Source organism: Streptomyces sp. NPDC014623, assembly GCF_043088245.1.
Taxonomy (GTDB): domain Bacteria; phylum Actinomycetota; class Actinomycetes; order Streptomycetales; family Streptomycetaceae; genus Streptomyces.
The window spans coordinates 77850-101983 of the sequence record NZ_JBIBZU010000023.1 but is presented as its reverse complement, the minus strand read 5'-3'; the positions used below and the strand labels follow the sequence as shown (position 1 = coordinate 101983).

21 protein-coding genes are annotated in these 24134 nt (G+C 68.9%); 13 read left to right on the top strand and 8 right to left on the bottom strand.

Going from position 1 to position 24134, the window contains the following annotated elements:
• The first annotated feature begins 40 nt into the window (after nt 1-40).
• The 4 genes from ACF1FZ_RS29610 (at nt 41) to ACF1FZ_RS29595 (ending at nt 4753) form a co-directional block, all read left to right on the top strand.
• Nucleotides 41-2608 carry a hypothetical protein gene (locus ACF1FZ_RS29610; protein ID WP_391776471.1) on the top strand — a complete coding sequence of 856 codons (2568 nt, stop codon included), beginning with the start codon at nt 41-43 and terminating at the stop codon, nt 2606-2608.
• Complete coding sequence (locus tag ACF1FZ_RS29605; RefSeq protein WP_391776470.1) at nt 2605-3429, top strand: DUF721 domain-containing protein; 825 nt, start codon at nt 2605-2607, stop codon at nt 3427-3429. Before ACF1FZ_RS29610 ends, ACF1FZ_RS29605 begins: the two co-directional genes overlap by 4 nt.
• A 108-nt stretch (nt 3430-3537) precedes the next feature.
• A complete protein-coding gene (locus tag ACF1FZ_RS29600; protein ID WP_391776469.1) occupies nt 3538-3828 on the top strand; it encodes a helix-turn-helix domain-containing protein in 291 nt (96 codons plus the stop codon).
• A gap of 178 nt (nt 3829-4006) precedes the next feature.
• A complete protein-coding gene (locus tag ACF1FZ_RS29595; protein ID WP_391776468.1) occupies nt 4007-4753 on the top strand; it encodes a DUF5131 family protein in 747 nt (248 codons plus the stop codon).
• A 50-nt stretch (nt 4754-4803) separates the two neighbouring features.
• Here the strand turns inward: ACF1FZ_RS29595 and tcmP are convergent, their stop codons facing one another.
• Entirely contained in the window at nt 4804-5970 is a 1167-nt protein-coding gene (tcmP, locus tag ACF1FZ_RS29590; RefSeq protein ID WP_391776467.1) for a three-Cys-motif partner protein TcmP, read from the bottom strand.
• A gap of 800 nt (nt 5971-6770) precedes the next feature.
• On the opposite strand from tcmP, the gene ACF1FZ_RS29585 reads away from it, so the two are divergent.
• The 6 genes from ACF1FZ_RS29585 to ACF1FZ_RS29560 all read left to right on the top strand — a co-directional run bounded on the left by ACF1FZ_RS29585 (nt 6771) and on the right by ACF1FZ_RS29560 (nt 11027).
• Entirely contained in the window at nt 6771-7358 is a 588-nt protein-coding gene (locus ACF1FZ_RS29585; protein WP_391776466.1) for an RNA polymerase sigma factor, read from the top strand.
• Nucleotides 7358-8119 carry a hypothetical protein gene (locus ACF1FZ_RS29580; protein ID WP_391776465.1) on the top strand — a complete coding sequence of 254 codons (762 nt, stop codon included), beginning with the start codon at nt 7358-7360 and terminating at the stop codon, nt 8117-8119. Before ACF1FZ_RS29585 ends, ACF1FZ_RS29580 begins: the two co-directional genes overlap by 1 nt.
• A 1068-nt stretch (nt 8120-9187) precedes the next feature.
• On the top strand, nt 9188-9532 hold the full coding sequence (locus ACF1FZ_RS29575) for a hypothetical protein (protein WP_391776464.1): 345 nt from the start codon (nt 9188-9190) through the stop codon (nt 9530-9532).
• 258 nt (nt 9533-9790) lie between these two features.
• On the top strand, nt 9791-10372 hold the full coding sequence (locus tag ACF1FZ_RS29570; RefSeq protein ID WP_391776463.1) for a hypothetical protein: 582 nt from the start codon (nt 9791-9793) through the stop codon (nt 10370-10372).
• Nucleotides 10373-10449: 77 nt separating this feature from the next.
• Entirely contained in the window at nt 10450-10755 is a 306-nt protein-coding gene (locus tag ACF1FZ_RS29565) for a DUF6247 family protein (RefSeq protein WP_391776492.1), read from the top strand.
• Nucleotides 10752-11027 (top strand): hypothetical protein, encoded by a 276-nt coding sequence (locus tag ACF1FZ_RS29560; RefSeq protein ID WP_391776462.1) that lies wholly within the window; start codon nt 10752-10754, stop codon nt 11025-11027. The genes ACF1FZ_RS29565 and ACF1FZ_RS29560 overlap by 4 nt, the downstream gene beginning before the upstream one ends.
• Nucleotides 11028-12805: 1778 nt before the next feature.
• Here the strand turns inward: ACF1FZ_RS29560 and ACF1FZ_RS29555 are convergent.
• From ACF1FZ_RS29555 to cas7u, 4 genes are read right to left on the bottom strand one after another with little or no spacing between them, the layout of a single operon-like run.
• Entirely contained in the window at nt 12806-13882 is a 1077-nt protein-coding gene (locus ACF1FZ_RS29555; protein WP_391776461.1) for a hypothetical protein, read from the bottom strand.
• 2 nt (nt 13883-13884) lie between these two features.
• Complete coding sequence (cas3u, locus tag ACF1FZ_RS29550; protein ID WP_391776460.1) at nt 13885-16917, bottom strand: type I-U CRISPR-associated helicase/endonuclease Cas3; 3033 nt, start codon at nt 16915-16917, stop codon at nt 13885-13887.
• The gene (csb2, locus tag ACF1FZ_RS29545; protein ID WP_391776459.1) at nt 16914-18398 is read right to left on the bottom strand and encodes a type I-U CRISPR-associated protein Csb2; all 1485 of its coding nucleotides are present in this window, start codon (nt 18396-18398) and stop codon (nt 16914-16916) included. The genes cas3u and csb2 overlap by 4 nt, the downstream gene beginning before the upstream one ends.
• Complete coding sequence (cas7u, locus tag ACF1FZ_RS29540) at nt 18391-19584, bottom strand: type I-U CRISPR-associated RAMP protein Csb1/Cas7u (RefSeq protein WP_391776458.1); 1194 nt, start codon at nt 19582-19584, stop codon at nt 18391-18393. Before cas7u ends, csb2 begins: the two co-directional genes overlap by 8 nt.
• Before the next feature lie 569 nt (nt 19585-20153).
• Between cas7u and ACF1FZ_RS29535 the strand changes: the two genes are divergently transcribed.
• Nucleotides 20154-20384, top strand: coding sequence for a hypothetical protein (locus ACF1FZ_RS29535; protein WP_382091686.1), 231 nt, complete (start codon nt 20154-20156; stop codon nt 20382-20384).
• Nucleotides 20385-20442: 58 nt separating this feature from the next.
• On the opposite strand, the gene ACF1FZ_RS29530 is transcribed toward ACF1FZ_RS29535, so the two are convergent.
• Complete coding sequence (locus ACF1FZ_RS29530; protein WP_391776457.1) at nt 20443-20847, bottom strand: hypothetical protein; 405 nt, start codon at nt 20845-20847, stop codon at nt 20443-20445.
• Nucleotides 20844-21692 carry an IS5 family transposase gene (locus ACF1FZ_RS29525; RefSeq protein ID WP_391776456.1) on the bottom strand — a complete coding sequence of 283 codons (849 nt, stop codon included), beginning with the start codon at nt 21690-21692 and terminating at the stop codon, nt 20844-20846. The genes ACF1FZ_RS29530 and ACF1FZ_RS29525 overlap by 4 nt, the downstream gene beginning before the upstream one ends.
• A 157-nt stretch (nt 21693-21849) precedes the next feature.
• Here ACF1FZ_RS29525 and ACF1FZ_RS29520 point away from each other — a divergent pair, with 157 nt between their 5' ends.
• Complete coding sequence (locus ACF1FZ_RS29520; RefSeq protein ID WP_391776455.1) at nt 21850-22209, top strand: hypothetical protein; 360 nt, start codon at nt 21850-21852, stop codon at nt 22207-22209.
• A gap of 51 nt (nt 22210-22260) precedes the next feature.
• Nucleotides 22261-22518: a hypothetical protein gene (locus ACF1FZ_RS29515; protein WP_391776454.1), complete on the top strand. Its 258-nt coding sequence runs from the start codon at nt 22261-22263 to the stop codon at nt 22516-22518.
• A gap of 108 nt (nt 22519-22626) precedes the next feature.
• Here the strand turns inward: ACF1FZ_RS29515 and ACF1FZ_RS29510 are convergent, their stop codons facing one another.
• Nucleotides 22627-23919 carry a hypothetical protein gene (locus ACF1FZ_RS29510; RefSeq protein WP_391776453.1) on the bottom strand — a complete coding sequence of 431 codons (1293 nt, stop codon included), beginning with the start codon at nt 23917-23919 and terminating at the stop codon, nt 22627-22629.
• Nucleotides 23920-24134: the final 215 nt, after the last annotated feature.

Genomic DNA, 24134 nt, shown 5'->3' with positions numbered 1-24134 from the left:
GCCCTCGTGCCGCCTCGGTCACTGTCATGGCGGTGCTCCGGTGAGCGACGTGGCGGTACCGGCCGCCGCGTTCGCGCGCCCTCGTACGGAGTCGTTCGTCCCGGCCGGGCCGGTCCCGGAGCGGGCGGCGGGTCACCCGCTGTCGCTCGGTCCGGACGCGCGTTCCCGTCTGGGCGGCGCGGTCCGGATGCTGCTGGACACGGCCGGCCCGGCCGGAGCGTCGGACGCGGTGCGCCTGGCGGTGCTGGTGCTGGCATCGCGTACGCCGTGGGAGACCGGTGTGGTGGAGATCCGCACCTCCGAGCTGGGCCGGTGGATCGGGATGTCCGCCTCGTACACGGCCTCCGTGGTGGTTCCGGCGCTGAAGCGGTCCGGTGTGGTCTCCGTCGAGGCGTCGGAGGGTGAGTTCCGCGAGGACACCGGCCTGGAGTGCAAGGTGCTGCCGCTGTGGGCGGCGCAGGACGTCGTCGGGCACCCGCTGAGCCTCGCGAAGAAGGAGTACGCGACGCTTCAGCGGCTGCTGGAGGCCGTGATGGCGCCGGGCTGGAAGCACCGGGACGGCCGGGTCAATCCGGCCGGGCTGATCGGTACGCGTACCGGCCGTGCGGCAGCGACGGACCGCCTGGCGCTGCTGCTGCTGGTGCTGGAGGCGCGGGCGACCGGGCGGGTGCGGCTGTGCGGCGGGGCAGTGGACACCAAGCGCGGACGGGCGGCGGTGACGCTGGCCCGGCTGATGGGGTGCACGGCGGCGGCTGCGGCGGGGATCCTCAGACGCCTGGAAGAGCGGGAGCTGGTGCTGCGGGTGCGTCTGCGGACGGGTTCCGGGATGCCGAACCGGTCGCGGCTGATGGTGCCGGCGGTCGCCGCCGCGCACGGCCGTACGGTCGCCGCCGATGTCCAAGAGGACCGTGCGCAGGCCTCGAAGCCCGAGTTTTCAGACCCCGACGTTGCGGCAGGGCCTATTGAGGCGCCGGAAACGGAGACGAACTCCCAGGTCAGCGGCGTTCCGATGACGGATGTGACGGAAGTTGCTGACCCCGACGTTGCGGCAGCCCTTCACACTGACCACCCTCACCTGGTTACTCCTGCCGTTGATCTCTCGCTCTCTGGTGGCTTTTCCGGCGAAGGCCGTGGGGCTGACGGCCGTCGGCCGGAGCGCGCGGGCGCGGGCGAGGACGGCGAGGACCACGCCGTCGGCGGCAAGAGCGCCGCTGCCGGGATCGGATCACCGATGGCTGAGGGCGGCCCGCTCCGCGGGGAACAGCCGAAGGATTCCCCGGTCGATGAGCGGGTGGAGAAGCGCGCTGCCGGGGTTGGTGCCGGTGGCCGGCCGAAGGCCGTGGGTGGTGGAAAGGCGCAGCAGCAGCGCAGGGTTGACCTTCCGGCTGATCTTGGTCTGCGGGTGGCTCTGGGGCCGGTCTCGTGGCTCTGGAGGCAGCTGTCCGGTTGGCAGCAGGCTCGGGTGGAGGAAGCCGCGAGGGCGGAGCTGGCCGGTCTGGAGGGCCTGCTGGCGGTGCCGGGGGGTGCATCGCGGCTGCTGGCTGACCGGCTTGCTGACCGCCTGGAGGAGACCGGCGGCGAGGCCCTGATCGACAAGCCGTTCGGGTGGTTGATCGGCCGAGGTCTCGTGCAGCGACGCACCTGCTCGGACCGGCGCTGCGACGACGGCACCCGCCTGGACACCGGGGCTGAGTGCGAGAACTGCCACAACGTGGTCCACATCCGGCGGGTGAGGCGGGCGAAGACCGCGGCGCAGATCGAGCGGGAGCTGCCCCACCTGGGCGACGACGAGCGCCGGCGCGTCCTTGAGGAGCGGCTGCGTGAGCAGGCGGCCATCGAGGCGGAGGACCAGGTGCGGCGTCGCGAGCAGGCCCGTGCGGAGAAGGCCCGGCACGCTGAGGCCCGGACGGCTGACCAGGAGCGGGCGGAGCGCGAGCGCGCGGCCGCAGCTGCCGCTGAGACGGCCCGTCAGGCGCTGGCGTGCGAGGACTGCGGGCAGCAGCAGGCCAGTGGGCTGTGCGAGGCGTGCGGCTACCGGCGCCGGACCGAGGCATTGATCGTGGAGGCCGGGATGGTCGCGGCCACCTGGTCGGCCGACCTCGCCGACCAGGCCGACATCGACGCCGTCACCGCCGATGTTCGGGCCGCACTGGCGGCCGACATCGAGCGCGCCCGGCGGGCGTTCCTGGACTCGGCACCGCCCGGCGAGCTGGACGCCGACCCGATCGGCACGGCGGCCGTGCTCGCTTTCGGCGCGCTGCGGACGGTGGAGGCGGCGCTGCCGGAGTTCCGCAGCAGCGCGCTGGGACGGCTGGGCCGGACCGAGGAAGCCGACGTGGAAGCCCGCCAGGCCTACAAGACCGAGCAGGGGCGGCGCTGGTTCCGGCACAACCCGAACGGCGCGGACGCCATCGCCGCCGCGACGAAGGCCGCCGACACCGCCCGGGAGCGCGCTGCCGAGCACCTGCTGTCGACGCGGCTGAAGCAGCTGCGCGAGCAGGCCGCCGCCCGCACCGAGCAGGCCGGGCCCGCACCGTGGGCGGACCGGCTGCCCGAGCTCGCCGCCCGCCGGCTGGACACCGACATGTCCGGGGCGGTGATCGCATGACCACCGAGTTGGAGCTGAGCGGCGTCGACCTCGCGCGCCAGGCCCTGACCACGGCCCGCGAGGCGGCGAAGAAGAACGGCGCCACCAGCAAGAAGCCGAAGCGGCGCACCACCACCGGCGTACGGCGCGACGGCCGCGAGCCGCTGGGACTGGGCAGTGCGATCAGCCGGATGATGACCGAGCGCGGCATGGTCGCCCCGGCCGCCGGCGGAAGTGTCCTCGCGAGCTTCGACACCATCCTCGCGGCGGTCGTGCCCGAGCTCGCCGGGCGGGTCCAGGCCGTGGCCTTCGACGCGGAGACCGGCCGCCTGGACGTCGTCCCCGACGCTCCGGTGGTCGGCACGCAGCTGCGCTGGAGCGCGCCGAAGCTGGTCGCGGCGGCCAACAAGCGGGTGCGAGGCGCGAACGTCCGGGCCCTGCACGTCCTGGCGCCCGCACCAGTGAAGGCCGGCCCCGCCACGGCGGCCGCCGAAGTGGCTCCGCGGCCGACTCCGGCAGTCACGCCGGTGCGGCGGCGGACTCCGCCGGAGGGCTACCGCCGTGTGATCGAGGCGCACCGTCAGGCTGTGGTGCCGTCCCGGGTCGACCCGGGCATCGCGCAGGCGGTGGAGCGGCAGAACCGGGCGATGCGGGAGCTCGGTCGTCGCGCCTTCCCCGAGCCGCCCGTGGTGCCGGACGACGCGCCCGCCCCGATCGTCCAGGCCCGCGTCCAGCGTCGCCGCCAGGCAGCGATGACCGAGGCCGCCGCGCTGCGCCGGGCCCGGGATAAGAAGGCCGGCCGGGAAGTGGCCGTTCCGTGGCGTCTGGACCAGATGGCGTGATGCCTTCTGTGTGCCTTACATGCGGAGGTTGAGGGGGACTGTGAGTGAGACCGCACGGCGTAGCCGGAACTGTCACGATGAGACGCATACCTGATACGGAGTACGTATATGCCCAGTACAGAAGACGTTCTACGGCTCACGATCACTGTCCTGATGCGCCTGACCGGTGAGCGTCAGGCCGACCTCGCCGCCGGGCTCGGCCTGAGCCAGGCCCAGGTCAGCCGCAAGCAATCCCGGGCCGCAGCATGGTCCCTGACGGATGTCGACAAACTGTCCGCCCACTACGGTATCCCCGTCCCCGACCTCCTGGCCGGCGTCGACCGCGCCGTCCACTGCCTGCCCGCCCGCTGGCGCGCACCCGCACCCGGCGCCTCCCAGCTGACCATCACTCCACAATGACGGTTGATGGCCTTGCTCTTCACGGGCCTCAGAAGTTCCCGTGTTCCCTCTCGGAGCCACGAGCGCTTGTGAGTTGAGCTGATCTGAACTGCTGTGGCTGGTTGGATGGGCTGACGTCTTACTTCCGGCCCTGGTTGGAAGCCTCAACTGGGAGTAAGCGTTCTGATGGGAGTGGGAAATGAGTGATCGTAGTTCGATCGAGTGGACGGAAGCCACGTGGAACCCGACCACAGGATGCGACCGTGTTTCCTCGGGATGTGACAACTGCTACGCGCTGACGCTGGCGAAGCGGCTGAAGGCGATGGGTGCCGAGAAGTACCAGAACGATGGTGACCCTCGCACCTCCGGGCCTGGGTTCGGGCTGACGCTTCATGCCGACGCGCTGACTGTTCCCTATGGGTGGAAGAGTCCGCGCACCGTGTTCGTCAACTCGATGTCCGACCTGTTTCATGCCCGGGTACCGCTGGACTTCGTCCGGCGGGTTTTCCAGGTGATGGCGGACACGCCGCAGCACAACTATCAGGTACTCACGAAGAGGGCCCGGCGTCTGCGGCAGGTCGCCGACCGGCTGGAGTGGCCGGACAATTTGTGGATGGGCGTCTCGGTGGAGACCGCCAAGGAACTGCCCCGCGTGGACGATCTTCGACAGGTGCCCGCTGCGGTGCGGTTCCTGTCGTGCGAGCCGCTGCTGGGCCCGCTGGACGGGCTGCGCCTGGACGGAATCCACTGGGTCATCGCCGGCGGCGAGTCCGGCCCGGGGCACCGGCCGGTCGAAGAGCGGTGGGTGACGCAGATCCGCGACCTGTGCCTCGAGGACGGTGTCGCCTTCTTCTTCAAGCAATGGGGTGGGCATACACCGAAGGCCGGCGGCCGAACCCTGGCAGGCCGGACCTGGGACCAGATGCCGCTGCCCGTCGCAGCCTGACCGGCACGCTCATGTGTGGCCGGGCCCCGGAAAGGGCCCAGCACACGGTGTCAGGTGGTGAGGGCTCCGGGGTGGACGGTGATGTCCCGGGTCCGTTTCTCACCGACCCCGTTGCTGGGTGTCTTGCCTTGCTGATGAAGTAGCCGTACTGCTTGGCGGACGACAGGTTCGGTCACCTGTCCGTAGAAGGATCCGAAGATCTCCAGCGTATGGTCGACTACTTTTACCGGACGCCGGGTTCGTGCCAGCAGCCTCTCCAGGTTGGCCGCGATCTCCGGGAGGGCCTTGGCCTCGACTTCCTTCGGGTTTGGGGCCATGGAGAACAAGGCGTCCTCCTCGCGCTCCTCCAGTTCCTTCCACCACTCCGTCCGTGCCCGGGCGACGGCGTCGCCGAACACCCACAGCCCGTACGGACTGCGGGTCGCGAATACCAGCCGGTACACAGCACGCTTGCGCGGCGAGTGCGACACCGGAACCGACTGCACCAGCATCCCGGTGCGCTGTTCCAGCCGGCGGGCGTACTCGCCTGCCACCGCCTCGATGGCGTCCTCGGCCGCACTGTCTCCGCTCCGGGGGGAGACCGCGTCGGCGAAGTAGTCCCGCCACCAGGTCCCGCCGCACACGTCGTCGAACCGCTGAAGCGACTTCTCATTGCCCTTCGGGGAACGGACATGGCCGCCCAGACGCCACACCGCCATCATGCTGAAGTTCATCAGCAGCTCGGTCGCTGGCCGCTTCTGCGGGCGCTTGCGTGCGAGCACATCGACGAGACGGTCCTGCGGCAGGACAAGCCCACACGGGTCCAGGAACAAAAACAGCGGCTCCCGCACCGCGCGCTCGACGACCTGGTCGAGAACACCGTCGACTTCACCGCGGTGGGCATGCGCCCGCACCCCGCGAGCACGGTACTGCTGGACGACCTCGTGCAACCGGTCGTAAGACTTCGGCTGAGCTTCGGAGAAGAAGCACTCCAGCGTCAGCCCCGCTTTGGAACGCAGGTGTGAGGCGACCCGCAGGGCGATCTCCCCAGAGGCCGGCTCCCCGTTCTCGTAGCGGCCCTCGCCCGCGTACCCGTCCAGGTACACCACACGCTTGTCATGTGACTGCGTACCCGTCATCCCGCCGAACTGCGGCAGATACCGCCGCAGAAGGTCGTGTTTGAACACACTGGGCAGCGCCTTGTCGGCCCAGTACACCCCACTTGTTCCCGATGACATCGCAGCCCCCGACTCCCCTGTATCCACTTGATCACACATAGTGATTCACGAGGAGAGGGTTGAACACAAGAGCTTCACCGGGCGGCAACGCAGGATATTGAGCTCCCGTTCAGCCTCCGGGCCCACCGCGTACCAGGCGGCCTTCGCCGCGGCTCGGAGGGGGCGGCAGCCGGAGCGACGCTCCGGGCGCAGCCCTGCGGCCGCGTGATCTCGTCGAACTGCATGAGATCGCCCCGGGGGAGGTGGCCTCATGCGTCACTGCCGGGCAGGTAGCTGACGGCCACCGAGCCGAGCGCGCGATGTCGCCCTTCGCCGCAGAGGCATCTGACCGTATCGGCAGGTCGAATGTGATCCACGTCACCATAGTGGTGCAATGGTGCAGGTGAGGGGCACGGTACGTAATCGAACAGCCACCTTCTGTGGAGAACGGGTGTCTCAGAGGTAACCCTCCAGGGGTCCAGCTTCGGTGAGTAAGGGTGAGAACACGTTGTGTTCCGCCTCTTGATCGCAATGGCGCGACGCCGGGGGCCCCAACTGCCGAACAAAGGAGGCTTCGTGAAGCTCCACCAGGCCTGGTACGCGCGTGCTCTAGCCCGTGCCTTCCGGATGCTCGCCGTGTGCTTCGAAGCCGTCGTACGACGCTCTGCCCATGCCAGCCAATGCTGCGCCGATCCCTTCCTCGAATCTGCGGCCCGTCGGTCCGTACGGCCCGCCCCGGGCTCGACCGGAGCTACTGCCGACAGTCGTCAGGTCGTGTTCCACATTGCGGCCACCGAACCGGCAGCCGCCTGGAGGAGCTGGTGACCGACACCTTCGGCCGGGGGTACGACCTGGTCAATCCCGAGCCGGAGCCTGAACACCAGCTCCAGCCGGTCAAGTTGCCGCCGGACTTCGATGTCTTCTTCAGGCAGAACAAGAACACCTTCTTCCGCATAGCTGTGAACCGTCTGCACGACCCCCGCGACGCCGATGAGGCGTTGAGTGATGCCGCGCTGGTGATGTTCAAGAAGTGGGAACGCATCCTCGCCCATCCGAATCCGATCGCGCTGGCGCACCGGATCCTGGACAACAAACTGACCGACTTCTACCGCCGAACCGCCCGCACCGCCGGGCTCGAACAGGCTCTCACCGAACGCCCCGACAGCTCTTACCTGATGGAACTGCGATCCGGTGACCTGCTGGACGGAGCGCTGGAAGAGCTCAGGCGCCTCGCGCCGCTGCAGGCGCAGTGCTGGGAGATGCACAAGCTGCACGGGCTGACCCACGCAGAGGTCGGCGCACACCTGGGCATCACCGAAGGAGCAGCGAAGACGAATTCGTCTAAGGGGCACAAGAAGCTGAAGTGCCTGCTCACCGAACTTCCTGACGTGGAGAAAGGGGACTCCTGATGCTGGAAGACCTCCTCGCGGAGCGCGTTCGCGACATGCGAGAACAGGCGAGCCGTCATGACACCGACGACTTCATGGACCGGCTCGCCGCCAGGATCGCTGAAGACGCTGCCCGGCCCGCACGTGTCCGCTACGCGGGCAGCGACTTCCTGAACGGCCTGGACCTGGAAACCGAGCGGACAGGCGACATGGAGACCATTACACAGATCGCACCGCCGGCCAACACACCGGATCCCGCGCACTCCCGTCCCCGTGGGCCGGCCCGGCCACTTCCGCGGCGCGGCGTACGGCGGCGGCCCACCCCCATCATTCCGGTCGACCCGTCGGTCTCCCAGACCGCCGTCATCACCTATGTGCGCAACCTGTGCGAAACCGTCCTGCGGTCCAACGACGTCGACACCCTCGCCGACTTCGCCTCCCACTACGACCAGGCCGGCGCTCGGACCTTCGCGTGCCTGCTCTACACCCTCGACAAGCGGGAAAGCGCACTGTACTGGTGGCGTTTCGCAGCGGGCGCCGGAGACCCGCTCGCCGCCCACCTGCTCGCCGCGCACCACGCCGCGGTCGGCCGAAGCCCGGACGCGAGGATCTGGCGGACCTACTCACACATGCTGGGATTCACCAGCGACCGGCACCTGCCACAACCCGTCCGGCGCCACACCGACATCGCCGACGGCTTCGGCCGCGAGCTCCCCTCGTGCAAAGAGATGTGGGAGTTCATGAGGTACCCGCATCTCCCGCAGGAACTCGCAGCCCGCTGAAACGCAGAGGGAACCCTCGACCCCGACAACGGTTACCAGGCCACTGGTCGGGAGGGCTCCCTGCGCGGTGCTCCAGCACGCCCGGAACAGACCAGACAGGAACACCTCCCTTGAAGAGTAAGCGCAACGAAGCCGTCCCGCGGCAGAACAGGCGATCAAGCCGCATTCGGCGCAGAGCCGCACGGCGCCGCATCATGACCGCCCACCTCCTGCGCGGCGCCTGCTACGGCATCGGTACCGGCGCCGTCGGACTCGTCTTCTGGTGGATCGAGAACACCCCGTAGGCCGTCCCGGCCACGTGCTGCTCGGCCCGATCGACCAGGCCTGAATCCGACGTCGCCGCCAGGCCGCGGCGACCGAGGCCGCCGCTTTGCGCCGGGCCCGGCAAGAGTGTGCGGCCCGGGAGCCGGGGACGACCACCAGCCTGACCGCAGCCGCTTCCGCGGCGCTTGGTCCGGCCGGTAGCGTGCTGGCCGCGATCGCGAGCGATTGCACCGGCATGTCGCGCGAACGGTGGTCCCTACCTTGCACCTGGCCCCACGGCGGCCAGTGGAGCTGCCCGGCGCCGCTGAAGCGCCGCGGGCCGCCATCACCCCGGCCAGCAGAGCGTAGGCAGACCGTGGAGCAGCGGGAAGGCACGGTCCGGGGCTGTTCTCAGTAGTACGCCGGGCGTACGCTCCGACCATGACCACCATGCCGAGCCCGTACATCGCCCGCCAGAACCAAGACCCCGGATGGGGCGTCACCGCCTCCTGAACAACCGCTGCCGCGCCCCGGGCAAGAGCTCCGGGGCGCGGCAGTGGCATGAGCGGTCGGCTGTTGGAAGAGGATGCGAAATCTGCCTGACTCAGCAGTTTCAGCCGTTTTTGCCCCATTGGGCGGTTCCGGTCACGGTGCTGCTCAAGGATGACGTGGTGAATATGTCGAAATCCTCGAGCAGACCTCGTCCTCCTCCACCCATCCCTGAACGGCTCGGGTCCCCGGCATGTCAGCTGCCGGGGACCCGAGCCACGAGTGTTCCGCAGCCCACCAGGCATGCACACCCCACCCCCTCAACAGGAGGAACCCATGCCGTACGACGACCACGACGACGCCTACCGCACCAGGCGCCGCCAGGACCACGACCTCGACTACATCCACACCTACTACCGGCTGCCCGAACGGTTCGGTGTCCGCGCCACCATCGGCGGCCGGATCCGCTGGACCGGCAGGGAAGGCACGATCGTCGATACCGTCGGCACGTGCCTGCGCGTCCTCCTGAACGGCGACACCGAGCCGGTCACCCGCCACGCCACCTCGAACATGGCCTACCCGTCGCCGACCGGCTGGGTCCAGGCCACCCGGCTGCCCGATCCCTACGCCACCCAGCTCTCGCCCGCCGGCCCCGGCCTCCCGGAGCGCCCCGGTGCCTGAGCCCGACCACGCCTCCGAACGCTCCCCGGCCCGCGTCGTCGCCTACCAGCACCCCGAACTCGATGGTGTCCTGTTCTGCCGAGAGCACGGCGAGAACTGAGCCGGACTAATCCCGCTCACCATCGCCGATCTCACGGGCGTCGGGTTCTGCAGCTGGGGAACCGACGACGACGCAACGGTGTGCGGCCGCGCCCTCCCCGCCAAGAAGCCCCGGCAGTAACCCACCCGCCCGCGCACACACGGAAGACGGAAGCGCCCATGACCACCGACCCCACACTCATCGACCGCCACAAGAGCCCCCTGCTCGACACCGACCACGACGCCGTCCGCATCGCCGACGCGCTGCGCCGCAGCCCGCACATCACCTACGTCGCCCCGGCCGCGCCCGGCGACGAGAGCGTCTGGTTCCGCGACGCCGACGGCACCAGCTTCGAACTCTCCCTGACCACCGTGGAACCGGACCCCGAGGCCGAGCGGGTGGCCTACGCCTGGGACGCCGTCGCCGCGGCGATCGGCAACCACCCGCACTTCATCCGCGCCGCCCTCGAACAGCCCTCCTTCGGGCCACTCAACCTCAACACGGTCACCGCGCTCACCCGCACCGGCAACGAGTACACCCTCACCCTGACCGCCTGCTACCGCCCCGCCGACGACCAGGAGCCCGGCTTTCCGGCCGAAGACGTCGCCTACGCCGCCGACCGGCTGCTGACCAGCGACCCGAGCGACTCGGAGCGCGCCACGGCCGAACTCCTCAACTACGTCGCCGCCACCTGGGAGAAGCAGAACCCGGCGCTGCGCCAGCACGCCCAGGCCGTCGCCCGCGCCCTGCGCACCCGGTAGGAGGGGATCACCGCATGTCCCCTTCCATGGCCACCCGGCGCGCGTACCGTGAGGGGACGACCCGCCGGGAGGACCAGATGAGCGCGCAACCCGACCACGCACCCCCCGCCCCGTACGCCCCCGCGCCCGGGGCACCGGCCGAACTCCTCGCCCAACTGCGCGCCGATCGGCGCGCCGCGCAGTGGGTGCCGGCCTTTGAGCAGGAGTGGACGGCCGCCCTCGAGGAATCCCGCCGGACGTTCTCCCTTGCCCGGCTGTACGACGTCGTCCAGGGCTGGCAAGGCCGCCTCGCCTCCGCCTCGGCCGTCGACGCGTTCGTCGCCTCCGGCTACGACGACAGCGACTTCATCGACATGACGGAGCTCCGCAGGCGGCGCCGGTGACCGAACAGCAGCCATACGCGGTCCGCTTCTCCGCCCCAGCCGCGAAGGTCCTCACCACCCTGCCCGAGCACGTCGAAGACATCGTGTGGGACGTCCTGGACGCCGCCGCCAGCGACCCGTGGGGCTTCCGGCAGTGGAACGTTGATGACCCCGAAGGCAAGGACGTCCGGCACGCCTCCGTCGGCCAGCTCTCCCTCACCTACTGGGCGAACCATCCCCCCTACGACGCCTGTCCCTCCTCACCATCACCTGGCTTGGATAGCCATCCGTGACAACGCCCCGACCCCAACATCGCCACTGCCGGGGTCAGGCCGTTTCCGATCGTAGTCATGGCCGTATCCACCCGGGCGGCAACGCGTGTTCGCGCGGCAGTCACCAGCTGCCGCGGAGACGCTCGGCACCGAGCTGGACCTCGCGCCGGCATTCCCGGCACTCGGGCAAGCCGCTCGTCCGCCGACCTTCTCCGTCTGCCCAGGTGAAGCGGCACAGCGACGTGAGCCGGTCCTCGTCGTCCGCAGTGATGGTCCGGACGAAATCCGGAGTGTTGACAGGTACTCGGCGGTCAGCGCGGCGTAGGCGGGCGGGCGGCAGTGGTGCTCCGGATGGAACCCGGAGTGATCGGCCGCGGATTCCGTTCCCAGGACTCCGACGATCGCGCCGCCGCAGTGGTGCTCCGGTCGGAACCCGGAGTGTTGGCAGCACCGCATGCCTTCTTGTCAGCTTGAGCGCGCGCCGCAGTGGTGCTCCGGACGGGATCTGGAGTGTTTGGCGTGTCGGTACCCACCGGAAGGTGGTCAAGACGTGCCCGCAGTGGTGCTCTGGACGGGATTCGGAGGGTTGGCGCCGTGCCCGATTCCATCCGGCGGTTGGTGTCCAGGCCGCAGTGGCGCTCCGGAGACAAACCGGAGTGTTGGCCCAGACCGTACCGTGGCCGGGTCCGCGTCGGGGCAGCAGTGGTGCTCCGGACGTGGTCCGGAGTGTTGGCGTCTTCCCGGTCCTGTACTCCCTCGACGTCGAGGAGCCGCAGCGGTGCTCCGGACGAATCCGGAGTGTGTTGAACCAGGCGCCCGGCCATCCAGGTCTTCCCCACCCCGCCGTAGTGGTGCTCCGGAGGGGCCCGCAGTGTTGGTGGCGCATCAAGGACGACGGCACCTTCCTCATTAGGCCGCAGTGATGCTCCGGAGGGAATCCGAAGTATGGGTGCTCTCGTAGCGCCGGCGCCATGGGGGAATCGAAGCCGCAGTGGTGCTCCGGTCGGAACTCGGAGTGTTGGCCTGCGACGAGGTCATCGGCTGCGTGAAGCCCGGGTGGCCGCAGTGGTGCTCCAGTCGGAACCCGGAGTGTTGGCTGGCCCTCGAAGAGGTCCAGTGCCGGCCCCGCACGCCGCAGTGGTGCTCCGGTCGGAACCCGGAGTGTTGGCGGCTGGGGCGCCGGCCAGCGCGGCCGCGCCCTGTGGCCGCAGTGGTGCTCCGGTCGGAACCCGGAGCGTTGGGTTGTCCTGTTGGACGAGGCCTTCGACGAGGCGTGGCCGCAGTGGTACTCCGGTCGGAACCCGGAGTGTTGGCCGGGTTCTCCGCCGCGCGCCGCCCCATGGCCGTGATGCCGCAGTGGTGCTCCGGTCGGAACCCGGAGTGTTGGGCGGACGGAGCAGTCACCACCCCGAAGGTCTACGCGCCGCAGTGGTGCTCCGGTCGGAACCCGGAGTGTTGGTCGTCAGCTGTCGCTCGTAGGCGGCGATGTTCGCAGAGCCGCAGTGGTGCTCCGCTCGGAACCCGGAGTGTTGGGTGACGAGACCGCCGCCGGTGAGGCCGATGGTGTCGCCGCAGTGGTGCTCCGGTCGGAACCCGGAGTGTTGGGGCCGCCCACGCCCTCACGGCCGTCACGATCGCACTGCCGCAGTGGTGCTCCGGTCGGAACCCGGAGTGCTGGGGCGCCGAGGTTGCTGCCCGCGGTGGCGGCGACGGCGCCGCAGTGGTGCTCCGGTCGGAACCCGGAGTGCTGGTCCGTTTCGCCTGCATCGTTTTCGGAGAGTGACCAGGTTCGTCGGTGATCACGGTTGCATGTTACGGACATGTCGGTCATTTAGCTTCGGTGTCGTAGAGTGTTTCGGCGCGTGCTTGTGGTACCGAAGCCTGTGAGTGACGCGCTGTCCGGAAGAGAGCGGTCCGTCGCCTTGTGACAGGCGGGTGCGGTGTGCGGTGTAGATCGCGGTGATGCCCAAGTCTTCGAGGATCGCTGGGTTGGTGGGGGTGTGGATGGCTGGGTGTTCGAGGAGGGTGGTGAGTGCGGTGGTGGTGAGGGGTGGGTGCCAGATGGGCCATGTGAGGGCGTTGGTGGTGGTGTTCCAGCTTGTGGCGTGGGGTCGGTTGGTGTTGCCGATGAGGCGGATGGCGGCGAAGCCGTGGAGGGCGAGCCAGGTTGCTCCGGGGACGCCTTGTTGGGTGGGTTTGCCGTGGCTGACCATGTGGGCGTCGCCGAGGGAGCTGTGGTCGAGGTTGGCGCCGGCGTAGCCGTCGACTCGCTTCCAGTTGGTGAGGGCTGCGTGGAGGTGGTCGGGGTTGTTGATGCAGTGCTGGGCGGCGGTGGCCCAGCTGCTCGGGAGGGTCATGCGGCCTGTCCGCCCGAAGAGCGGGGTGGTGCGGGTGTAGAGGGTCTGGGAGCTGTCTTGCGTTGTCCTCTTCGGTGCTGTGGATTCTTCGGTTTTGCCGGGGGTGGCGCTGAGCGTGTTGATCAGCGCGGTGAACCAGTGGGCGCGGTTGTCGTGGTGGTCGCGTTCCGCCTGTGCGTGGCTTCGGAGTTGAGCGAGGGCTTCTGGGAGGGGCATGCGGAGGGGGTCGTTGGGTGCGCCCGGGCCGGATGTACGGGGCTGGTCGAGGATGCCGGGGGCGATGGCCAGGGGGTCCTTCTCGGGCTGGGCGGGTAGTTGGGTTGCCAGGAGGGCGGCGAGGCTTTCGTGGGTGAGGGGCTGGTGGGTGTGGAGGATGGCTGGTGCGTCCGGGCCGGCCCAGGAGAGCTGTGGTGCTTGGTCGAGTACGTGGTGGGTGAGGTGGAGGGTGCCGAGGGCGGCGAGGAATCCGAGGGGTGAGCTGCCGTAGAGGGCGGGGAGTTCGAGTGGATGGCGAGTCATGGTCAGGTTCCTTCTTCGGAGCAGGCCATGTCGGCGAGACGGAGGGTGGCTTCGAGCAGGGCCAGTCCCCAGGGCCCGTAGCGGCGGTTAAGGGTGTGGAACCGGTCGGGGCCGGTCCAGTCGGTTCCCATGTCGGAGCTGTCGACGATGACCTGCTGTTGGTCGGGCATGGTGCACGTCACCTTCTCCGGGGCGGGGTCGGTCACGGGGGGAAGGAGCGGGCGGGCGTGGCCGTGATGTGCGGCGACGAGGTGGACCACGAGGTCGTCGTCGTCACCCCGGGGGTGGTCGGGGCGTATGTCCAGCCAGGCGGTGACAGCGAGCGCGCTGATCGCCTCGTGTCGCATGTCCCGATGCCACTGGGCGAGTTGGGCGGCGCGGCGGCGCGCGTGGTGATCGGCGGGGTCCATCCCAGATTTCGCGCGGGGTTCGTCCAGGGATTCGGCCAGGAGCCGGTCTCCGGCGCAGAGCATGCATTGGAAGCGGCGGTGTGATTTTCCGCAGTCGTGGGCGTGTCCTGCCGCCCGGAGGGCATCGACGAGCAGGGGCGGCAGGCGCAGGGCCGCAGCGAAGGCCGCGGTGCGTTCGGCGACGGCGATGCTGTGCCGGGACAGTGACACAGGGCGGGACAGCAAACTCGCGTCGGCGGCGTCGTCAGCGATACCCGGAGTCCGTTCGCGCTGTCCACGCGGCGGCCGCGGAGGAACGAGGACGAGGTGGCAGGGATCCTCCGTATCAAGGACGACATGCCCCTGCTTCTCGGTGCGGCAGGTGGACGCCAGGGTCCACCGCTCGACAGCTCGCAGGCGGTTCAGGCGGTTCTGGACCAGGTCGGCATACGGACCGACAGGGAGGAACCCCGGGGCGAGAAGGACGTCGAGGAGCTCGTTGACGATACTGGTGGTCTCGTCCGGGTCCTCCTCGCGCAGCCGTCGGACTGCGTGGGCGGTGGCCGTGGTGACGCGGACGGTGTTCGAGTCTTCGCCGGTGGTCAGGGGAGCGAGGACGTGGGCGTCGATTCGGGTGGGCGCGGTGTCCGCGGCGGGGTAGTCGCCGAGATCGGTGACCGGTTGGTCGCGGGTACCGGTCCAGCCGTAGAGGTCATGGCCTCCGTAGCGGGCGGGCAGGACCACAGTGCTCCCGGGCCGAATGTCGCGGGGCTCGGTGACGGGCACCCATTGCTCTTCGCGGTCGTCGTACCGCAGCGCCGGCGACATGGGGGGCGCTGGCTGCCGCTTGCCCGGGGGCGCCATGTCGGTGGTGGGCGTCGTGCCTTCGAGGTCGCTGGTGTCGTCGATGGCGGGGGAGCGGGTGAGGAAGCGGCGGAGTTGCCGGGCGGGGATTGCGACCGTTTCGCCGGCGTGCGGCGGGGTCTGACGCATCCGGGTGGCCCACTGGCCGAAGTCGGGCTTGCTTTCCGCCTCGTGAAGGTCGGCGCGCCACAGGACGAGGACGTCCTCGGGTGAGGTGTCCAGGCCGTGGAGGAACGGGGCGGGCGCCTGGTCGGGGACTGGGGCGGGGCTGGTGCGGGTCCAGGACTCGATGAGGGTGCGGTGGATCACGGGGGTGAGGGGTGCCTCCACATTCATGCTGCTGATGTCGACGTTCTCCAGCAGCGCGGGCAGGGTTACAGGGTTGATGAGCAGGCCCTCAGCGAGAACCCGTGCCAGTGAAGCGGCGTGGAGCCCGGACATGTCGAGAGTGAGGGCCCGTTCCATCAAATAGGCCCAGGTACGTTCGGCAGCCTCACCGTAGAGGGGAATGGTGCTCTCGCCGCCCTGGGCACTGGTGCGCAGGACGACGGCCGGGGCGAGGCGCAGGTCGCCGGTGCGGTCCAGACGGCCGAGACGCTGGACGAGTGCCGCGAGGGAGGCGTTCTCGGTGACCAGGCCGGCGAAGGAGATGTCGATGCCGACCTCGACAGTCTGGGTGGCGATGACGATCAGGGGCCGTTCGCGGTCGGGTTGCACGCCGGCGAGGAGTTCGGTGACCAGCGGGTGCGCCAGGAGGCGTTCGCGGTCGAGGGACCGTGAGCGTCCGGTCAGCAGCATGGTATCGGCGTCCTCGCGCTGAGCCAGCAGATGGTGGGCGGCGCGCGCGGCCCGGATGGTGTTGGCGACCACCCCGATCACCGGCCGCTCGATCACCGCCAGCAGCGCGTCGACGGCCAGCGCGGCGGCCTGCGCAAAAGCCTCTGTCGTATCCTTCCCCTTAGGCGCGGCGTCCAGGAGCGTGAGGCGGCGCTGCGCGTTCAGCCGTCGGCCGGCCACGGGGTGGTCGCGGTCGGAGTCGGTGATCGAGTGCCGGGGCCGGTCCTCGGAGGCCGAGGCGGTCGCGGAGAGACTGATTACCTGGACCGCACGGCCGGTGAAGTCCGGATGGTCGGCGTTGGCCTGATAGGCGGCGCAGTCGGTGGCCGTGCGCAGCAACGGCAGCGCGATGTGGGCCTCGTCCACGGCGAGGAGGGCGTCCATGCCGCACAGAGCAGCGTCGATGGGACGCATGCGCGGGCTGGTGTGGTAGCTGCGGAAGAGCAGGCGACTGCCGTACTGATCGACGGTGCAGGAGACGACGGCGGGCTGGACCGGGGAGCTCAGCCAGCGCGAGCTCCAGTCGACGCCGCCCCGCATACACACGCTCTCCAGCGCCGTGCCGCTCGCACCAAGGTCACGCAGCGCCTGAGCGACGCGGCCCGTCACCGTCGTGGGGCCGCTGTCCTGCAGCGCCCGCTGCAGGACGCGGGCGCCTTCGTGTGCCTGGTCGACAACCAGGCGCCGGTCCACGGCGAAGAACAGGCGTAGGGGCACCGTCCGCCGGGCCCCGGTGATGTGCTGCCAGGCCAGCAGGAAGCACCAGATGTCGATGATGCTGGTCTTGCCGAGGCCGGTGGGAATGTCGAGGTCGGGCCAGATACCGCTCTCCGCGACCCGGTGCAGGTAGGCAGTCTGCCAGGGGAAGGGCTCGTGTCCTCTGACCTCACAGACGAAGGCGGAGAACTCCTCCAGACGCAGAGCACCTTCAGAGCCGGCCGTCATGCTGCTCCTCCTCTCGCGGCGACTGGCACGCACAGGCCAAGGCCATAGCTCTTTTTGCTCCCCAGGATGAGCGGTCCGGTGACCGGCTCGGCGAAGTGAAGCCGGACGTGGCGGCTCAGGAGCGGTCGTTCGCCGGCCTTCCGGCGCAACGCATCCGGCGGGAGCTCCGGCGCGCCGGGGAGGTAGGCACCGCGGCGCAAGACCTCGACCGATCGCGGCTCGGGGAAACCGGCCAGGACGCAGCTGGTCGCTACCGATGTTTCGATCCCGTTCGGGGTTCTTCTGGGAAAATGGTCCAGGACCATCGGCAGGGCCGTCGTCCACTGGATGGACGGGGTGGTCCATCGCTCCGCGCGCACTGCTTGCAGCGTGCTCTGCACGGTGTCGCCCACACCGGCGTAGGACAGAGGAATGGGGCGGGACAGCGTTGGCACGGACAGCTTTCGCAGCCCACCACCGAAACGCAGGAGAACTGCCAGCAGCGCCTTGCGGTGCGCCGGATCGAGATCTCGGGGCAAAGCGATGCCCACGCCGCGCAGCCGGCCGTCCGCGTGGCGGTGTCCGACGAACGGCAGCGCCATGAAGGCGCAGACACGCCGATGGTCCCCGGCAGGTTTGTGCCCGTGCACCGCGATCATCTGGTCCACGTCGTGCCCTGCCGCGGAGAGTATGCCGCTGACCTTCGACCGCAACGAGGAGGTGACTTTGAGCGTGAGGGACGGGTCGAGGGACATTCCGGAAGGGAACGCGAAGGGGATCAGGTCGGCATATGGGCCTTCCACCACGGTGTCCTTCGAGTCCGCAGATTCGATGCCGATGAGCTGATAGGCGTGGGGCCGGGCCTGCTGGAACGCCCGCTGCCCCTCATCGTGGGCGCGGCGCAGACACGTGAGGAATCCCGGATAGGGAGCGCGGAGGAACTCCACATCTTTCGCCGCGCGGGAAGCGGGAGACCACTTATGCCACCTGCCACCCACGGGCGCCACCTTCTCCTCGCCGACCCTGACCGCGGTGAGAAGCGCATGCCCGCTGGCCCGGCCGAAGTAGCCGATCCGGGTCAGCAGGTCCTGGAGCACCGCGTGGACACCTGGGGGCGGGCACTGCGGCCAGATGAAACTCACCATCGGCTCCGCGAGATTGCGCTGGGGCCATTGTTTCGGCTGCCCGCCGCAGATCCGTCCGGGCAACACAGCATGCCCAGGCCTCTTTCGCTCGACCGCGTTGGTCGGCACCCACGCCCGCCGCGGCTCGGCGGCCTCCACCGACCGGGCCGGAACCCGGACCGTGGGAGGGGGCTGTTCCTCCAACCACGTCAGTGCCGCGTCCTGAACCGGGTCATGCTCATCGGCCACCGAGACCAGAGCGCAGAACAGGCGGTAGGGGTGCGGCGGCCACTCCGCACCGGACCGGTCCAGCGCTGAGGCGTGGTACGAGCTGTCCAGCAGATGCACGTCGATACGAAACCGCACAGGGTCACTCATCCCCGACCGAGCCGATCCCGGCGATCTCGTACGACTTCTCGATCGCCTGCTGCAGACTCACGTTCGGGCGGACCCGGACCGGCTCGACCGGCCACTCCAACCCAGCCTTACAGGCCCGCTCCAACGCGAGCTCGAAAAGCGCCAGGGCGTCGCGGGCCGTAGTGCACTCCAACGGCTGCGTCACCGGCACCCCATCCCGACCACGCTGCACCCATTCCACCTGCTCCGAGACGACGACCAGGTCGCAGCCCGAACGCAGGTGCAGAGCTGGCGCACCGAAGGCCAACCGGTCCCCCAGCAGCGCAATGGCCGCAAGCAACGCCCGGCCCGCTGACGCGAACTCCTCACTGGCGTCCCCGAAACGCAGCGAAGCCAGCTGCGCCAAGGACACGGTCGCCTGCCGGTGCACCGCCTTGACCGAAACCCCGCCGATACCTTCCGAGGGCGGAATCATGCCGTGACCCAGCTCCGACATCCGCGCGGACGCCACACCCCGGGGCGGCTTCGCTCCGTCCAGCGCAGACCACCCCGACTCGGTGACCGCGACGGTGTCACCGGCCAGGTTCAGCCGGTCGACCCGCCCGGCCGCACGCACACCCACGAGCGGAGAGACGCCGTACATCTCCGAGGTATAGGCGCGGGGCACCCGGATCTGGATCCGGCGCTTACGGTGCGAGTCCCACACCCCGTACACCAGGTCGCAAGGCACAAGACGCAGATAGGCGCTGAAGTCTCCTGCTCCGGTCTGGCGCAGCGCGGCCCCGGCCTCGGTCGCGTCGAACTTCGTGCCCTCGGCGTCTTCCGCGTCGCGGAAATACGCGTCGCAGGACCGGTGCGGCGCCTCCAGACTTGTGATCGCTACGGCCATCCCCTTGACCTCGGTCGCCAGCTCCAGGTGGGGGAGGAACAGGTCTTGGCGGCGTACTCCCTCCAGCAGCGCCTGCTCGCAACGGTTTGCCTGCGACTGACGCTGATCGAGCAGAACCACCCTCACCTCGCCGCCGTCCACATAGCGGGGCTCGATCAGGTAGCCGGCCGCGTCGGTGGACTTGACCTTCACCGTCGGCGGGAAGATCCTGCCGCCCGGCCCGCTGGTCGGTTCATACGCCGCCCGGACCCGGATGGCACTGTCCTCCGACAGTGCGTTGGCAGCGGCGTGCAGCCGTTCGTAGAGCTCCTCGATCACGGTCGACCTCCAGATTCCGCAAAGCACAGTAGCGGCGCATTAGCCGCATACAGTCGCAAAGTTCGGTGTTGTGGCGATATCGAAGCAAGAGGGAGACGCCAAGGCGCATTGGTTGAAACACGAATAAGGGCGTGCTGTCAGTGGCTGCCGATAGAGTCCTTCGCCCGTTGGCGCGCGGGGTGGATCTCTCCCCGGGACCGGTGTGTCGACAGCCGTTCACTTTCGCCATCTGAACAGCCGCAAACGCCTTTGGCCGCAAGCCAACCTCGCTCCCCGCCCATACAGCCGACCGGAGTCACGAACACCACTCGTTTGAGGGCGAGACCAAGTGGGGGAAGGCGTTGTGAACCCGGCGGGGACGAAACGCCCTCTCAGGCAATTTGGTCTCTGTCTCAGAGGGCGGTTCGTCAGTTGATGTCTGTTCTCGCTGCCGTTGATGTGACCTGATATCGAGGTTGCCGTGCTTCGTTGTTGTACAGCAGGATCGGGCCATGTCCCGATCAGTAGGCCCGCACACTGCTGACCCGTGTCCTCGGTGCTTCGTCGAAGCGGTTCGTCCGGGCGTCCCGATGACTGTTGAGGGATGCGATGTGGTCGGCTACCTCTGCGAGCAGTGCGCGAATGTGTGGAGCCGGCCGGTCGAGGGCGATCTGGAGGTCTACGACATCGTCAGGGTGGATCTCCCCAGCGCCACGCTCTACGGCACCGTCTGGCAGGTGAAAGAAGACCGTGTCCAGGTACGCGTTTCGGGTGGTCAGCGGCTGCTTTGGGCCGAGCGTTGGCGACTCATCCTCTACTGACCGACAGTCGACGCCATGAGCCGGGTGTGCTGGGGCAGCGCTGCCGGTCGCAGGGTGACTACTGCTTCGTGGTGAAGCTGCCGGCGTCCGCTTCGGTGAGGATGTTGAGCTTGACGAGGCGCTTGAGCTTGGCGCGGGTGCCTTCGATGTTCTTCGGCAGTTGTTCGTGGCCGAGGGCTACGCAGACTTCACGGGCCCGGAGGGGGCGGGAGGCATCGTTGAAGACGCTGAGGATGCGGGGGTAGTCCGGGTGCTCGGGCCGGTCGGCCATGGAGGTATGGGCAGGGAGCCGGTCAGCGAGCGCGGTGACGGTCTTCCGGGTGATCGCGAGGTGTTCGAGGTGAGTCTCGGCCTCCTGCAGCCGGTTCTGCAGTTCCTCGATCTGCGTGCGGAGGTCGTCGGCTAAGGCTCGGGCGGCGTCCTCCTGGATGTCGAGCGCTTCGAGCAGGGGCTGGATGCTCACGCGCTCACCGCCTGCCGGTCGCGCCAGGTGGGAGTGTTCGCGCCGGTGAGGCGGCGGATCATAACGTGGGTCATCGCCCAGTAGACGCGGGAGGCGGACGAGGAAGGGTGGTGCTCATAGTCGCGGACCATACGCCGGTGCAGTATCAGGATCCCGTAGGTCTGCTCGACCCTCCACCGCTTCGGCTGGGGCACGAAGCCCTTGCCCTGCGGGCTGCGTTCGACGATCTCGACGTCGATACCCAGGCCGGCGCCGTGCACGACCACCTGCTTCTTGAAGCCCTGGTCGACCAGGGCCTTCTCGACGGTTTCGCCGGCATGCTCGGCGACCTGGTCCAGCAGGGCGATGCCCGCGGCGTTGTCGTGCGTGTTCGCGGCGAGGACGACCACCGCGATGACCAGGCCCAGCACGTCCACGGCCAGTCCGCGCTTGCGGCCGGGCACCCGCTTGGCCGGATCAAGGCCGGTCGTGGCGGCAGGGACCCCGGCGGCCGCATGGACACTCTGGGTGTCCAGCACCACCAAGGCCGGGTTCTCTAATCTCCGGGCCCGCTCCCTCACCTGGCAGCGCAACAGTTCGTGGATCACCTGGTCGGTCCCGTCGTCCCGCCAGGCCGCGAAGTAGTAGTACGTCGCGCTCTTCTGCGGAAGGTCGTGCGGGAGATAGGCCCATTGGCAGCCGGTCCGCCCCTGATAAAGGATCGCGTTCACGATCTCCCGCATCGCATAGGCGCCCTGATGGCCACTGACCGAGCGGTGCCGGTCCTTCCACGCCGTGATCACTGGCTCGATCAACGACCACTGCTCGTCCGACAGGTCACTCGGATATGGCTTGCGTCTACTCACCCCGCCACCCCAACAGGCCATGGGCGGCGGACCAGCAGATTCCGTTCTCGCTCACACCATCAGGCGACCACAGAACAACTCAAAGAGTCACGAACCGCCCTCTCAGATGATCTGGTCCGTTGGTGCTGCTGTCGGTGAGGGATGGCAGGCTGCGCCCATGAGCTACGACCTTGTCGTGTGGGAGGGTGAGCGGCCGGCGGATGACGCCGCTGCGGCCCTGTGCTTCACCGATCTGTACGACCGATACATCGACACGGAGGGGCCTGCGGTTCCCCCGGTGGAGCGAATAGCAGCCTTCGTCTCCGCACTCTTGGAACGGTGGCCGGATCTCACCGAGGACGAGGACGACACCTCGCCTTGGTCGACCGGTCCGCTGATCAGGGAGGCCCGCGGCCCGCTGATCTACTTCCCCATGCGCTGGAGTATGGCGGTGGAGGCATCTGCCTATGCGGCGGAGGTTGCTTCGGCGATGGGCCTCAACTGCTTCGACCCGCAGGCACGGCAACTCCGGCCCTGACGATGGCCCGGGAGCCGTCAGAACTACCCCGGCCTGCGTCGACCATATTGTGTGAGATGGATTGTCACCCTTGCGCGTGACGGTATCCGGCTCTCGGTCATGGCGGTCCGCAGGGTGCTCCACCCTCGCAGTGACAGGGGCGATCCCGCCAGGGCGGAGGTGTTCGTGGACGGGCCCGCGGTGGTGACCTCTGTCCGGGAGTACACCTCGGACGTCGAGGTCGGGTTCGTCGTCACCGACGGCGTTGAGCGTTCCGGTCCGTCGGCGAACTGGTGGGCAGAGCCCTTCGAACTGGTATCTCCAGCCTGATCCGCGTGCACCCAGGCTGGCCCGCCCTCCATTGATCCCGACACCTCATACTCTCGATTTCCGTGGCGGGAGGGGCGGAAGCCGCCCCTTCGTACGGCAGACGTGTACTCAGCCAGCCAGGACATCGCGCAGGTCCTGCACCGCACTTTCCTGGTGGTGTTGGGAGGGGATCGAGTGGTACAGGTCCGTCGCGCGGTGCCGCACGAGGCCGCCGCGGTAGGCGTCGGGGAGCGCGGTCAGCACCGAGATGACGCGCCGGCAGGCTTCCTCGGTGTCACCGTCGTGGTGAACACACGTGGCCGCGTCGATAGCCAACAGGGAGCGGGTCATGGTGCTGGTCGACGCGGACAGTTCCAGCGCGCGTTGCTGGCTTTCACGGGCGCGCCGGGTGTCACCGAGTGCGGTGAGTGCGTGGGAGAGGTGGACGTGGTGTTTCTGCTCGCCGTGGGTCAGCCAGGTGTCGGCGCGGCCGGTGGAGTCGAGTCTGTCCATGAGGGCGTCGGCGGCTTTGAGGGCTTGGCGGGCTTGTTCGGGCTGGTGTGACAGGGCGTAGGCGCGGGCGGCGACGGCGGTCGCGAGGGTCGCGGCTGCCGTCGGCTGGTTCCCGTTGATCCGTCGTGCTCGCTCGGCCAGGAGTGCAGCGGCCTGCGGGGCGCCGTAGTTGATCGGCACCATCGCTTCGCGGGCCAGGACCCATGCGTGCAGCTGCCGGTCGCCGGATTCCTGGGCTGCCTTGGTGGCCGTCGCGAACCACTTCCTGGCTTCTTTGCGGGTGCCGAGGTCGTGCAGGACAATCGCGATCATCCCCGCCATCTGTCCGGCGGTGTGGCACACCCGGATCCGGGCGGCGACCGGTTGCGGGCTGTCGAGATGCGGCCGGAGTTCGGCGAAGTCGCCGACGAGATCGGCCAGGAACCGGATCGGGGCCTGCCCGTGGTACCCGTAGCCGTAGGCCTCGGCAGCTGCCTCGAGGTCGGACAGTTCGGCCGGCTCGGTGTCGGCGGCCAGCGCGAGATCCAACGACTGGCGCGTCTCGGTTAACACGGTGAGGGCGGTGGTCGTGAGGCCGGCGGCGAGCGCGCCGCGCAGTACCTGGCGGCGGTTCATCGGGTCATCTTCATCGTCGGACTCCGGGTGCGGTCTTGGGGAGCTGTGTTCCCAGGGTCGCGCAGCGAGGCCGAGTACGGCACCGGGAATCCGAAGTGCGTCCGCGATGCGCTCGATCGCGTCCAATGTGGTCACTGTCGCCTTCCCCCGGGCGACCTTGGCGACCTGCTCGGCCTTCATGCCGGAGGCTTCACCGATCCGGTAGAAGCTGACCCCGTGCTCGCGGGCCATGGAGAAGACCGTCGTGAAGTCACGGGCCCGGGCGGCACGGGCGAACACCGGGTCGTTCAGCAAGTGGTCTGGAATCTGCGCTGGTGACGGATGTAAGTCGTCCACGAGTCCCCCTTCGCCCCGCAGCGTCAGACCAGACGCTACCCCCACCGCGGGCCCCCATGGCGGGCTTATCCACAGGTGCCGTTCCCGCTTCACTGATGACTGCCAACAGCGCGCCGCCCGGCCGCTGAACCCCCCTTTCTGCAGGAGGTACCTCATGGAGCCCAAGTCCGCTG